At 64.9% G+C, this 12475-nt stretch carries 9 protein-coding genes; 4 read left to right on the top strand and 5 right to left on the bottom strand.

Going from position 1 to position 12475, the window contains the following annotated elements:
- Positions 1-26: 26 nt before the first annotated feature.
- Together DOM36_RS03610 and rfaH are read right to left on the bottom strand one after the other, a co-directional pair.
- On the bottom strand, positions 27-542 hold the full coding sequence (locus DOM36_RS03610; RefSeq protein ID WP_075568830.1) for a peptidylprolyl isomerase: 516 nt from the start codon (positions 540-542) through the stop codon (positions 27-29).
- Between the two features lie 92 nt (positions 543-634).
- Positions 635-1171, bottom strand: coding sequence for a transcription/translation regulatory transformer protein RfaH (rfaH, locus tag DOM36_RS03605; protein ID WP_075568831.1), 537 nt, complete (start codon positions 1169-1171; stop codon positions 635-637).
- A gap of 391 nt (positions 1172-1562) precedes the next feature.
- Here rfaH and DOM36_RS03600 point away from each other — a divergent pair, with 391 nt between their 5' ends.
- Positions 1563-2984 carry an MFS transporter gene (locus tag DOM36_RS03600; protein ID WP_110641393.1) on the top strand — a complete coding sequence of 474 codons (1422 nt, stop codon included), beginning with the start codon at positions 1563-1565 and terminating at the stop codon, positions 2982-2984.
- Positions 2985-3093: 109 nt separating this feature from the next.
- Here DOM36_RS03600 and DOM36_RS03595 read toward each other — a convergent pair whose 3' ends face one another.
- On the bottom strand, positions 3094-4914 hold the full coding sequence (locus DOM36_RS03595) for an SEC-C domain-containing protein (RefSeq protein ID WP_075568833.1): 1821 nt from the start codon (positions 4912-4914) through the stop codon (positions 3094-3096).
- 161 nt (positions 4915-5075) lie between these two features.
- Here DOM36_RS03595 and DOM36_RS03590 point away from each other — a divergent pair, with 161 nt between their 5' ends.
- The 3 genes from DOM36_RS03590 to DOM36_RS03580 all read left to right on the top strand — a co-directional run bounded on the left by DOM36_RS03590 (position 5076) and on the right by DOM36_RS03580 (position 10073).
- A complete protein-coding gene (locus DOM36_RS03590) occupies positions 5076-6983 on the top strand; it encodes a hypothetical protein (RefSeq protein ID WP_075568834.1) in 1908 nt (635 codons plus the stop codon).
- 130 nt (positions 6984-7113) lie between these two features.
- The gene (locus DOM36_RS03585; RefSeq protein ID WP_110641391.1) at positions 7114-9129 is read left to right on the top strand and encodes a DNA topoisomerase III; all 2016 of its coding nucleotides are present in this window, start codon (positions 7114-7116) and stop codon (positions 9127-9129) included.
- Complete coding sequence (locus DOM36_RS03580; protein ID WP_110641389.1) at positions 9129-10073, top strand: 2-dehydropantoate 2-reductase; 945 nt, start codon at positions 9129-9131, stop codon at positions 10071-10073. Before DOM36_RS03585 ends, DOM36_RS03580 begins: the two co-directional genes overlap by 1 nt.
- Positions 10074-10205: 132 nt before the next feature.
- Here DOM36_RS03580 and DOM36_RS03575 read toward each other — a convergent pair whose 3' ends face one another.
- Together DOM36_RS03575 and DOM36_RS03570 are read right to left on the bottom strand one after the other, a co-directional pair.
- Positions 10206-11633, bottom strand: coding sequence for a sugar porter family MFS transporter (locus tag DOM36_RS03575; protein ID WP_110641387.1), 1428 nt, complete (start codon positions 11631-11633; stop codon positions 10206-10208).
- 70 nt (positions 11634-11703) lie between these two features.
- Positions 11704-12387, bottom strand: coding sequence for a nucleoside/nucleotide kinase family protein (locus DOM36_RS03570; RefSeq protein ID WP_083941494.1), 684 nt, complete (start codon positions 12385-12387; stop codon positions 11704-11706).
- Positions 12388-12475 lie beyond the last annotated feature (88 nt).

The following is a 12475-nucleotide window of genomic DNA, read 5'->3' as shown; positions in this document are numbered from 1 at the left end:
AGGCCCCGCCAGATTGCTACTGTCAGCTACTGTTTACGGTCCTCGACCTCGGCGTGAGAAGTCCCCGGCGGCAACGGATGGCCCTTGGCCAGTTCGGCCCGCGTCGCCTCGCGAACCTCGAGAATCTCGATCTCGTAGGTCAGCGTCTCCCCCGCCAGCGGATGGTTGGCGTCGACGGTCACTTGCGCGTCATCCGCGGCGAGAACGGTGACCGTTCGCGGGCCGTCCGGTCCCTGGGCCTGAAAGCGCTGACCAGCCTTTAGCGGCTGATCTTGCGGAAACGCGGAGCGTGGGCTTTCACTGACCAGTGCTTCGTCGCGCTCGCCATAGCTGTCGGCGGGCGCCAGCGTGACGCTCAACCGTTCGCCGCTCTTGCGAGAGGCCAGCGCTGCTTCCAGTGCCGGGAACAGATTGTCGTGCCCATGCAGATACGCCAGCGGCTGCTGGCGCGCACGCGAATCGTCGAGGGGGCGGCCTCGCTCGTCCAGGAGAGTGTAATGGAGAGACGCAACGTGGGACGGCTCGATGGCGAGCTGGCTCATGGTGACTCCGGAATGACAGTGGGGTTCAGGAAAGATGACGAATGGGGCGACGAGTGGACTCGACAGGCCTGGCGGCGGACAACCCCGACGCGTCAGGAGGAGTGCTTGCGCAGCGCCTCGACCGGCACCTCGAGCCGCTGAGTCTGCTGCAGAAGATTGAGCAGCACGATGGCGCGCTCCTCTCCCTTCTGCGACTCGAACACGCCCTGCAAGGCACGAAACGGTCCATCGGTGATCTCGACGATATCACCCTGGCGGTAGTAGACGTTGGCGCGATCTCGGCTCGCGTCGGTCGTGATGCGATCCCGCAGCGTCTCGACCAGCCCGTCCTGCACGAATACCGGCTCGTTGCCGAAACTGACCAGCCGCAGCACGCCACGCGTGGAGCGAATCGGTCGCCAGTTGCTGGCCAGGCGATCGAGGCGGATGAACAGATAATGCGGGAACAGCGGCTCGGCGACCCAGGTCAGCTTGCCACGACGACGCTTCTGCACCTCGAGTACCGGGTGAAAGATCTCGTAGCCCTGATTATCGAGATGTTCGCTGGCCCGAAACGACTCGCCACCCTTGCACTGGATGACATACCAGCGCGGCAACGAGTCGCCGTCCTGCGTCGATTCATCGGTCATCGATAACCCCTTCCTGAGCGCTGCCACCGATCATATCCACTCATCATCACCACCAGAGAAACCCTCCCTGTTCTCGCTCGCCTGCCGAGACAGACCCGGGCCTTGTCGCAGCGCCGTCGGCGTGACATCCGGCCAGACGCGACAAGCCATCTAGAGTACCATTTTCGATCCGACTCGTCCGCCCACGGCGGGTCGATCCGGTTTATTGGAAACACTGAATAAATCGGCGAGCGGGATGAAGTGGGCGGCATTCCGTCGCAAGGCGCACGGAGCGCAGCAACCGGAGCCTATGGTGTATAGGTGAGAATTCGACCGGGCTGGCGCTCCATCACCGCGCAACGCAGCGATTCACCTGCGCAGACATTTAGGCAGCGTTTCCTTTGGAGGTTGCATGCAACACGAGCCACGTGACTGGCTATCATCCTTGCGCGTCTATCTACGGGCGCCGGTCGTCACCCTGCTGTTTCTAGGGTTTTCCGCCGGCTTGCCCTATCTGCTGGTGTTCTCGACCCTGACCGCCTGGCTCGAGGATAGCGGCGTCGAAGTGGCCGCCATCGGCTTTTTCAGCTGGGTGGGGTTGCTCTATTCGATCAAGCTGTTCTGGGCGCCGATCGTTGACCGCGTGAGGCTGCCTTTGATCGGCCGCTTGCTGGGCCAGCGGCGCAGCTGGATGCTGCTGGGCCAGACACTGATTGCCGCCGGTCTGCTGGGGCTTTCCGGGCTCGATCCCACCGGCCACCTGCCGCTGGTGGCCGCCTTCGCCCTGCTCACCGCCTTCGGGGCAGCGACACAGGACATCGTCATCGATGCCTACCGTATCGAGTCCGGCGAAGCAGCGATCCAGGCGGCCATGGCTTCGACCTATATCATCGGTTATCGCATCGGTATCGTGATGGCGGGTGCCGGCGCGCTCTATATCGCCGATGCGGCTTCCTGGGGAATCGCCTATCTCAGCATGGCAGCACTGGTCAGCATCGGCGTGATCACGGTGCTGGTGCGTCCAGAACCGCCGCGCCCGCAGAGCCTGACGGTGGTACTGTTCCACCCTCGCGTGAAGCGTTTCTTGCGCCAACGGCGGAACCGCTCCCACTGGCAGCGCCAGGCCGGGGTCTGGCTGATCGCGGCGGTCATCTGCCCGATCAGTGATTTCTTTCAGCGCTACGGGCGCCTGGCACTGTGGCTGCTGGTCTTCATCGGCATCTACCGGATCAGCGACATCTCGATGGCGGCGATGGCCAACCCGCTCTATCTGAGCCTGGGCTTTACCAAGAGCGACATCGCCAGCGTTACCAAGGTGTTCGGGGTTCTGATGACCATCGGTGGCGGCGTGCTTGGCGGGCTGATGGTCGTTCGTTACGGCATCGGCCGGATGCTGGTCCTGGGGGCGCTGGCGGTGGCGCTGACCAATCTGCTGTTTGCCCTGCTTGCCACCGGCGGCGACAGCCTGGCCCTGCTGATCGTCGCCATCACCGGCGACAATCTGGCCAACGGCCTCGCCAGCACGGTATTCATCGCCTTCCTCTCGAGCCTGACATCGCGCACCTACACCGCGACGCAGTACGCGCTGTTCTCCTCGCTGATGACGCTCCCCGGCAAGTTCATCGGCGGCTTCTCCGGCCTGGTGGTGGCGGATGTCGGCTATGCCAGTTTCTTCGTCATCGTCTGCCTGCTCGGCCTGCCGGCCGTGGCACTGGCCTGGTGGCTGAGCCGGCGCTTGCCGACCCTCGACAATGATGGCGACACCCGGAATGACGATGGGGAGACCGACCCTCGAGCTGGTCGAGAGGATCACGAGCCCGCCAGCGTGCGCTGACGGACTCGAACAGGGCAGGCAACAGGAGAAGCGCGCGTTCCCGGAAGCGTCGGCCGGGATTCTCGAGCCGACGCTTCAGGAGGGTTCAGAAACCGGGAGAGTTCGCGATTCAGGAAAGTGCACGACGCTGCCGGGACAACCAGTCCAGGGCGCCATCCGAGGCGAGCCACTGGTCGCGCATCAACTGGCGATACTGCCAGGCTTCTGCGCGGGTACCCGGCTCCGGCATGTCATCGCCGAGCCGTGCCGGACGAGGTCGATCCTCGCACAGGATCGGCAGTATGTAGGGGTTGGACGAGTAGACCTCTCGCAGCACGGCGAGGGCGTCATCGTGGCGCGATAGCCGGAAGAGCGCCAGCACCCGGCCCATCTGCACGCCCAGCATCTCGGCCCCTTCCGGACCCTGCTCGCTCACCGTCAATGCCTGCTCGTCACGCCCTTCGCGCAGCAGCTGGTCGATCACCAGTTCGCGCAGGCCCAGGCTGTCTTCCTGATCCAGCGCCAGCAGCCGTTGCGCCAGCTTTCTTGCATCCTGGCCTGCGCCGCGCTCCATGCCGATGACCAGCGCCAGGCCGGTCCGAAGCAACGTCGCATTGTCCGCATCGTGCCAGGAGAAGGTGCCGCCGGCATCCTCGAGCTGGCCCAGCCAGAACCCGTAGCGCTCGGCCAGCGGCGTAAAGAAGGCATCGACCATCCACGGCAGGCTGCCAAAGCGGCTGGCCAGCGCCAGCGTCAACGCCTGCATCACCCGTGGGGCATCCAGCCATTCGGGGTTCGCGCATAACGCCTGCAGCCATTGAGGCGCCGTCTCCCAGGGGTCACCCAGAAACCCTAGCGCCGCGTCCTCGTCGATCTCGACTTCGCAGGCATTGGCCCAGCCGTTATAGAGCGAGGCTTCGCGGGAACTGGGCTCATACTGAAGCCCACCCTCGTTGGCATGAGTCAGTTCGAGACGGGGCGGGCGTTGCTGGGTATGCAGCAGCGCCTGCAGCGCCGTCAGCGGCCCGGAAAGCGCCTCCTCGGAGTGAATCACCTGTTCCGCCAGCGCGGCCTGAGGGTCATCGGCCAGCTCGGCGATGAACTCGAGCTGGTCCGGGTCGAGATGGTGCTGACGCGATAGTCGCCGCCACCAGAACGCCGCGCGCTGGCGCGCCTTGCCGACGTTGCCTTCGTGGAGCAGCACCATCGCTTCGATATACGCCAACGACGGCGAATCCGGCAGCGTGCGCTGGGCGCTCTGGAACGCCTCGCGGGCGCTGGCGAGATCACCGCTGTCCAGATGCATCAGACACAGCCGCTCGAGCGCCGCGCCGCGCAGAAATCCCGGCCCTTCGGCCATCACTCGCTCGACCAGCGCCGCACGTTTGCGATGAAAGCCACGTTCCTGATAGAGATCGACCAGTATCTCGAAAGCCGGTTCGATCTGCTCTTCCAACGCTTCCCAGTCGCGATCGCCGGCGAACAGCGATTCCAGAATCTGCTGCGCCCGGCCATTGTTGCCGCTCTCCGCCGAGACGATGCCGGCTTCCAGCAACGCCTGTGCCGGCGCCTTGCGGCTTTCCAGTGCCAACTTCAGCGTCTCGCCGCGCCACTCGCGCAGCGACAGCATCCACATCAGGTGGTCGGGGATGGCGCTGGGCATCTCGACTCGCGCGCAGCAGTCGCGATAGAGTCGCCCCGAATCGCACCAGCAGAGTTCCTCGCGTTTCGGCTCGGCCAGCGGTTCGGTGTCGAAACCTCGTCTTACCAGCGGTGTCTGATTCCAGATGAGCGGCGCGAGCGCCTGGGCCAGATCGAGACTGCCGCCACAGTGCTCGGCTCCTTCACTGCGAGCCCATGCCATCATCGTCGGGTAGTGTTCATTGGCGCGAATCGCCTCGAGGGCGCCGCTGGCAAAGCCCAGCAGCTGTTCAACCCAAGCTGTCAGCATGGCATTCCTCCGTTTTCTGACTCCATCCTAGCATGCCGGGCAAGAGCGCTGGCGAGTGCCGGCATGGGGTGATAATTTAGCCGCCGCTTACCCTGTCGCTGGCGCCAGCTCCATCGCCTTTGCCAGCCAATTGCCGCCATTAGAGAGAAGCGCCCGTGCTCATGCCGATTCCGTTTCGCCGCCCCTCGCAGTCGATCGCCAGCGACGCGCCCCAGGTGCGGCTGGAGCGAGAGGGTCGCGACGAAATCCGGCGGATCACGGCGGCGGTCGAGAAGGTGCCGTGGACCATCAGCCTGCTGCAGATCCTGTGGACCGCCGGGCCAGTGACGCTGCTCGGTGCCTGGGGCGGCTATCTATTGGGCTATGGCAAGGCGCCGACGCTCGAAAACTATATCTTCTTCATCTCGTTCACCGTGATCACCGGTGCCGCCGGGATCATCGCCAACCTGCTGCATCACCTGACCGGCGGGCGACGCCTGGAGCGCACCTCGAGTCGGATCGAGCGGGTCATCAAGACGCTGCCGGAACTGTTGCTGGCGACCCGCAACCTGATCGTCGAAAGCCTCGAAGGCGATGCCCGACGCCGTGAAGCCGCCGCCATGCTGTTGCGCAAGCAGGACCTGTCGCCCGAGGGCGTCGAACTGGCGGCTCTCGAACTGCTGGACGACCGCGACAGCGCCCGCCTGATCGGCCAGATCGACGTCTATCGCCGGGTCGGGCTTCACGCTCGCGTCAGCGATCTGGTCGAGATCTACCGTGACGACATCGAGCCACGCTTTACCGAACTCTACGATCTGGCACCGGTGGCGATCACCCTGCTGCGGGAGCGCTTCGAGGGCCATGCCCCGGATCCGCGCTATGGCGTACCGCGCGACGAACACTTCATCGAACGTGTCATGGCGTCGATCGAGCACGACAACGATCTGCTGATGACGCTGCAGGACGTCGAGGAGATGGTGATCCTGGCATTCGAGCTGATCAGCGGCCGCGAGATACCGGTGTTGTCGTTCGAATACCGCGGGCGCTGGAAACTGGCGCGGGCGTTCGACAGCCTCGAGGAGGCCCGTGCCCGGCACCGTATCGCGCAGGCGACCGGTCTCTCTCGCCTGAAGGCGCTGAACACTTATCTCATCGAGCATTCGGTGACGCCGCTCGCCGAGAGCGTCTCCGGCCAGCGCGCCGATGCTCTGTTGATGCACAGCGTCTCAGCGATCGACGAGTTGAGCGAGCAGATCCAGTCGCTGGCCCACGCCATCCACACCGGGCGCAGCGACGACCGCCAGACGCTACGTCACCAGGCAGAGGTGCTGACCAACGCGATCAAGCTCTACAAGAGCGTCTCCAGCGCCTACAACGAAGTCGGTCGCAGCCACGCCCATCGACTGCGCATGGCTGAGCGCTGGGACGCGGTCAGCGCCGATCTCTCCGACAACACGACCCGCCTACGCCTGGGCCCGGGCCGGCGCGGCCTGCGCATACGTGAGAGCAAGATCGCCCTCAACGACGAGGCCAAGGCGGTAGTGTGCAAGCGGCTCGGACAACATCTGGAGAAGGCCAATATCGGTACGCTACGCGAACGCCTGCGCCAGGCCGAAAGGGACACCCAGCTCAGCGTGGGGGTCGAGAGCGCCAAGCGCGTGGCGGTAGAGATATTCCTGGCGCTGGAGCCCCACGTGCATCTATCGCGACCGGCCGTGCAGCGCGCCATCAACAGCACCAATGCAGCCGACTTCGGCCAGCTCGAGCCCAACTTGTCGGTGGCGGCGAAAGCGGCAATGGGATCCGCCATGGTCCGCGAGATCGAGACTGATCTTTCGCGCACCGCGGAGTCGCTGGCCCTGGCTCTGGTCAAGCACTATCGTGTCGCTCTGGAACCGGAGGCAATGGCATTCCTGCAACGCCAGTACGGCGCGCGGGAAGCCACGCTGCAGATGCTGACCAACGTCAATCTGGAACGCGGCGAAACGCCCAACATCAGCTATCTCAGCATGGCGCCGCCAGCCGTGGGCAAGCCCCACCGTCAGTGGTATCGCGCGCTGGTCCGCGCCCGCCGTCATCTCGAAAAGTGATAGTCGCCAATCGGATCGCTATCGACAGAAGTCGAACCAGTATGGGTAGAAGTCGTATCGATATCGGCAGAAGTCGTATCGACAGGGGTAGAGACCGGATCGATAACAGCCATTTGCCGGAGCGTGCCGCATGCGTTTGATCGTCGCCGAAAAGCCGAGTCTCGCCCGCGCGATTGCGGAGGCACTGCCAGTCAAGGCGACGCGCCGGGAGGGCTATCTCGAGGCCGGCGATACCGTGGTGAGCTGGTGTCTGGGCCATTTGCTGGAACAGGCGCCACCCGAACGCTACGATCCGAAATACAAGCAGTGGCGCCTCGACGACCTGCCGATCATTCCCGAACGCTGGCAGCTGGTGCCCAGAAGCCAGGCACGAAGCCAGCTGGCCGTCCTGCGCAAGCTGATCAAGAGCGCCGACAGCGTCGTCCATGCCGGAGACCCGGACCGCGAAGGCCAGCTGCTGGTTCAGGAGGTGCTGAACCATCTTGGCTGGCACCGGGAAACCCAGCGTCTGCTGATCCAGGATCTCAATCGCCCCGCGGTGGTCAAGGCGCTCGACCGTCTCGAAGACAACCGCCGCTACCAGCCGCTCTATGCCGCCGCCGAAGCACGCTCACGGGCGGACTGGCTATATGGCATCAATCTGACCCGCGCCTGGACCCTGATCGGCCGCCAGGCCGGCTTCGACGGGCTACTGTCGGTGGGGCGTGTGCAGACGCCGGTGCTCGGGCTGGTGGTTCGCCGTGACCGCGATATCGCGGCGTTCGAGCCCAAGCCGTTTCATGTACTGTGGGCCGATCTGCAGGTTGCCAACGGTTCCCTGCGCGCCTGGTGGCAGCCCGGCGAGAAGCACCCGCTGGATGGCTCCTGTCTCGATGAACAGGGCCGCCTGCTCGACCCGCGCCCGGCCGAAGCGCTGGCACAACGACTCGCTGGCGCCCATGGCCACCTCGCCGAACTCGATCAGCGTCGCAAGCGACAGGCCGCGCCTCTGCCCTATTCGCTGTCGTCGCTGCAGATCGATGCCGCGCGCCGTCACGGCCTGTCCGCGAAACGGGTACTCGACGTCTGCCAGACGCTCTACGAGCGTCATCAACTGATCACCTATCCCCGCTCCGACTGTCGTTATCTCCCCGCCGCGCATCACCGGGAAGCAGAGAAGACCCTGCTCGGCGCCTGTCGGCTCGATGGAGAACTGCGGGGCTGGGCAGAACAAGCCGACTTCAGGCTGCGCTCCAAGGCGTGGGACGACGCCAAGGTCGGCGCCCACCACGCGCTGGCGCCGACGGGGCGGCCGGCGGACATGGACCGGCTCACCCGCGACGAGGCCAGCCTGTTCCGATTGATCGCACGCAACGTGCTGGCCCAGTTCTATCCCGCGCTCGAAACCTACGAGACGCAGGCGATGTTCGAGATCCTCGACGAGCGCTTCAAGGCCCAGGGACGAGAGATCATCGAACCGGGGTGGAAGCCGCTGTTCACCACCCGTGACGACGTTCCCACCCTGCCGCTAATGACCAAGGGCGAGCCGGCGACGGTCACTGATGCCGGCTGCGAAGCGCGTGAAACGCGCCCGCCAGAGCCGTTCACCGACGCCAGTCTGATCAAGGCGATGATGAATATCGCCCGCTACGTCGAGGATCCCGTGGTCAAGCGGACGCTGCGCGATACCGATGGTCTCGGCACCGAGGCGACCCGCGCCAGCATCATCGAGACGCTGCTGACACGGGGTTATCTCGTTCGCGATCGCAAGGCCATCAAGGCGACACGCACCGGACACGCGCTGATCGATTCGCTGCCGCTGGCAGCGACCCAGCCGGAGCGTACCGCGCTTTGGGAGCAGCGCCTTTCGGCGATCGCCGAGAGTCAGGATGCGCCAGAGCCGTTTCTGGAAGCGCTGGTCAGCGATCTGCGCGCGCTGCTGGGCCAGGCGAGTGCCGGTCGGCTCAATCAGGCACTCAAGGCTTCGGCCCAAGGGGCGGCGCCGGAAGCTCCTGTGCGGAAAAGTGGCAAAGGCGGCAGGCGCAGCACTCGCCAATCGGCGGGAACCCGCTCGCGTCGAACTTCCCAGACCAAAGAGAGCCGGCCATCGTCCTCGTCGGACAGCAAACCGGCGCGCGTCCGCCGCACTCGGAAACGCACGCCGTGATGTCTCGTCCGGCGCGGTCGAGCGGCGATATCCCGCCGTGGCTGATCGTCGGGGCCGGCGCGCTTGGCCAGCTGTTCGCTGCCTCACTCGCGCCGCATCATCCGGTGGTCCTGCTGGGGAGACGCCCGGCGGCGCCGGTCGTTCGTCTGCGCACCGTGGATGGCAGCGATCTGTCGGTGGCGTTGCGGCGTGAACTGCCGAGTGAATGGGCAGCCAAGCGGGAGGAGATCGACGCACCGGCGCTGGTCATGCTGGCGACGAAGTCCCGCGATACGCAGGCCGCGCTCGACGCGTTGAGCCCCCGTCTCAAGCCCACGACCCCATTGCTGCTATTGCAGAATGGCTTCCAGATACAACCGCGTATCAGCGGACGCTGGGCTGGGCCGGTGCTGTGCGCCTCGACCACCGAGGCCGCCTATCGTCCCGCGCCCGCCACGGACCACGCTTCCATCGATGTCGTTCATGCCGCCGCCGGCGAGACCTGGATCGGCGATCTCGCCGGCCAGCATCACGACCTGGCATCGACCGTTGCCGCATGTCTGAACGATGCGGGCATGATCGCCGGAGCCTGCCGTGATATCCGCCAGCGACTGTGGTGGAAGCTCGCGGTCAATGCAGTGATTAATCCGTTGACCGCCAGCCATCGCGTGCTCAACGGCGAGCTAGCGAAGCCCGAGTTCCGGCCCCGGATCGCAACACTCGTCGCCGAGATCAGCCGCATCATGCAGGCCGAAGGCATTCAGCCACCCGGGAAGGGCTGGCAGGCGCTCGTCGACGGTGTGATCGAGACTACCGCCGCCAATCAGTCATCGATGCTGCAGGATGTGCTCGCCGGCCGGCCTACGGAGCGTGACGCCATTCTCGGGCCACTGATCGATGCGGGGTGTCGCCATGCGCTCGAGACCTCCACGCTCACAGCGCTCTACCAGACGACGCCGAACTAGCGTTCATCAGCCGGTTGTGACGGGTCGGGAGCCAAGAAATCGATGGCTGGAGCTCGAGGACTCGACCGCTGGGACCGGCACGATCGGTTGATTCGACCCGCCGTGCCCGTCTGCCATGGAGATGTCGCGCGATCAATCGGTAGCACTCGTGGCCCGCGAGGCGCTGTTCGAATCGTCCTTGGCCTTGTCAGCCGGAAAGAAGACGCCTTTCTTCAGATCGCTCTCGATCTCCTCGAGCGAGCGGCCCTTGGTCTCGGGTACGTAACGTACGATGAACACCAGTGCGACAGTGGTCACTGCGGCGTAAAGCCAGAACGTGCCGGAGGTGCCCAGCGTGCTGATCAAGGACAGCGTCGTCAGCGTCACCAGCAGGTTGAAGATCCAATGGCTCAACGCGCCCATGCTGGCGCCCTTGCCACGCACGAATAGCGGATAGACCTCGGCGTTGATCAGCCACAGGCAGACGCCGAAGCTGCAGTTGAGCGCCATGTAGATCGCCAGACAGGCGACCAGGGCGTACTGGCTGAAGGCATCCTCCGGGGCGCCGCCCACGAAAAGTATCCCCATGATCACCAGCGCCACCGCCGAGCCGGGCAACATCCACAGCAGGAAGCGCTTGCGCCCGATGCGGTCGACCAGAAAGATCCCCAGAATCGTCGCCAGGTTGATCAACACGGCGCCACCGATGGCTGCCAGCACCGAGGCGCTGTCGCCGAAACCGGCCTGGCTCAGGATGGTCGGCGCGTAGTAGATCAGGGCGTTGTTACCGGTGATCTGGGAGAACATCGCGATCCCCACGCCGGCCACCAGCGCCGGACGGATCCAGGGTTGGAACAGATCGCGCCAGGATCCTTCGGGACGGGCCGACACCTCCTTGATCTCGTCCATCTCCGACTGCGCCCCCTCCCGGCTGGCACGCACCCGCTCGAGGATACCCAGCGCCTCGGGTTCACGCCCCTTGCTCACCAGCCAGCGCGGGCTCTCCGGCAGGACCAGCATGCCCAGCATCAGGATCACCGCCGGGATGGTGCCAAGGCCGAACATCCAGCGCCACTGCTCGCCCAGGCCGTAACCCACGAGATAGGCGACGAGAATGCCGAACACCACCATGAACTGGAACATCACCACCAGTTTTCCGCGATGCTCCGGCGGCGTGACTTCGGCGATATAGACCGGAATGATCTGGGTCGCGCTGCCGGCGGAGAGCCCGAGGATGAAACGCGCCGCGATCAGCATGCCGACGCTGGTCGAGGCCGCCGACAGGATCGAGCCGACGATGAACACCGCGCCGACCAGCACGATCGTCCAGCGACGCCCGAGCCGGTCGGAGAGCCGGCCGGTGCCCACGCAGCCGAAGATGGCGCCGAGGATGATCGCCCCGGTGACGAGCTGCTTTAGCGTGTCGTCCAGCGCGAACTGCTTGGACAGCCCGAGCAGGGCCACGCCGATGATGCCGGTATCGTAACCGAACAGCAGGCCGCCCAGCGCAGCGACGACGGACACCATCACGACCAGCCCCTTGCGCTTCGGACCGCGACCGGCGGCAGCGATTGCATTCATGCTTCTCTCCTTGAAATCGGGCGTCCTGAAGATTGAGTCGCCCAGCTCGAATGATGACTTCACGTCTCTGCTACGTGTCCTTGAATCGAATCCGGTTGCCGCTCCACCACAGCAGGCGGTCGGCGTTGGCGGCTAGCGCCTCGATACGCGCGGCATTAGGCGCATCGGTCGTACGAACCCAGTCCAGCGCCTGCTGTCGGGTGCGACCGAACTGCCTGTGCCGAGCCACCAGACGCGATTCGCGTAGCGCTCGATCGACATCGAGAAACCACACCTCGTCCAGCGTCTCTCGCACTTGAGGCCAGGGTTCATCCGCGAGCAGCAGATAGTTGCCTTCGGTGATCACCAGCGGCGTCTCCGGCGCCACCGCGATACTGGCGGCGATGGGCTCCTCGAGCTCGCGATAGAACCCCGGCGCGTAGACCGTCTCCCCACCGAAGCTGGCGCGAAGTCGCTTGAGCAGGTCGCGATAGCCGAACGCGTCGAACGTGTCAGGCGCGCCTTTTCGCCGTTCGCGACCCAGCGCGGCCAGCTGGCGGTTGGAGAGATGAAAACCGTCCATCGGTACGACCTGCGTCCGATCGCCCAGCGCTGCGAGAAGGGCTTCGGAGAGCGTACTTTTGCCAGAGCCGGGAGCACCGACCAGGCCGAGAATACGACGTCGAGATGAATCGATTAAGCTACGGGCGGCATCGAGAATGAGCGGATCGATATCGATCGATAGCGTCCGCGTCTCCGTCGTCGTGATACGCATGAGGGGATCGCAGGAAAGCCGGAAGTGGCAACAAGCGTAGCATGCTCATTTTGATGGTGAGAGTCGTCTATCGGCGACACAACCAAAG

The sequence above is a fragment of the Salinicola sp. CPA57 genome, assembly GCF_003206035.1.
In the GTDB taxonomy this organism is placed as follows: Bacteria; Pseudomonadota; Gammaproteobacteria; order Pseudomonadales; family Halomonadaceae; genus Salinicola; species Salinicola socius.
The sequence above is the reverse complement of the archived record's forward strand: the minus strand, read 5'-3'. Positions and strand labels throughout refer to the sequence as shown.

Excerpts from the sequence above, each read along its gene's own strand:
- DOM36_RS03610 (WP_075568830.1), bottom strand. The coding sequence starts at position 542 with ATGAGCCAGCTCGCCATCGAGCCGTCCCACGTTGCGTCTCTCCATTAC.
- rfaH (WP_075568831.1), bottom strand. The coding sequence starts at position 1,171 with ATGACCGATGAATCGACGCAGGACGGCGACTCGTTGCCGCGCTGGTAT.
- DOM36_RS03600 (WP_110641393.1), top strand. The coding sequence starts at position 1,563 with ATGCAACACGAGCCACGTGACTGGCTATCATCCTTGCGCGTCTATCTA.
- DOM36_RS03595 (WP_075568833.1), bottom strand. The coding sequence starts at position 4,914 with ATGCTGACAGCTTGGGTTGAACAGCTGCTGGGCTTTGCCAGCGGCGCC.
- DOM36_RS03590 (WP_075568834.1), top strand. The coding sequence starts at position 5,076 with ATGCCGATTCCGTTTCGCCGCCCCTCGCAGTCGATCGCCAGCGACGCG.
- DOM36_RS03585 (WP_110641391.1), top strand. The coding sequence starts at position 7,114 with ATGCGTTTGATCGTCGCCGAAAAGCCGAGTCTCGCCCGCGCGATTGCG.
- DOM36_RS03580 (WP_110641389.1), top strand. The coding sequence starts at position 9,129 with ATGTCTCGTCCGGCGCGGTCGAGCGGCGATATCCCGCCGTGGCTGATC.
- DOM36_RS03575 (WP_110641387.1), bottom strand. The coding sequence starts at position 11,633 with ATGAATGCAATCGCTGCCGCCGGTCGCGGTCCGAAGCGCAAGGGGCTG.
- DOM36_RS03570 (WP_083941494.1), bottom strand. The coding sequence starts at position 12,387 with ATGCGTATCACGACGACGGAGACGCGGACGCTATCGATCGATATCGAT.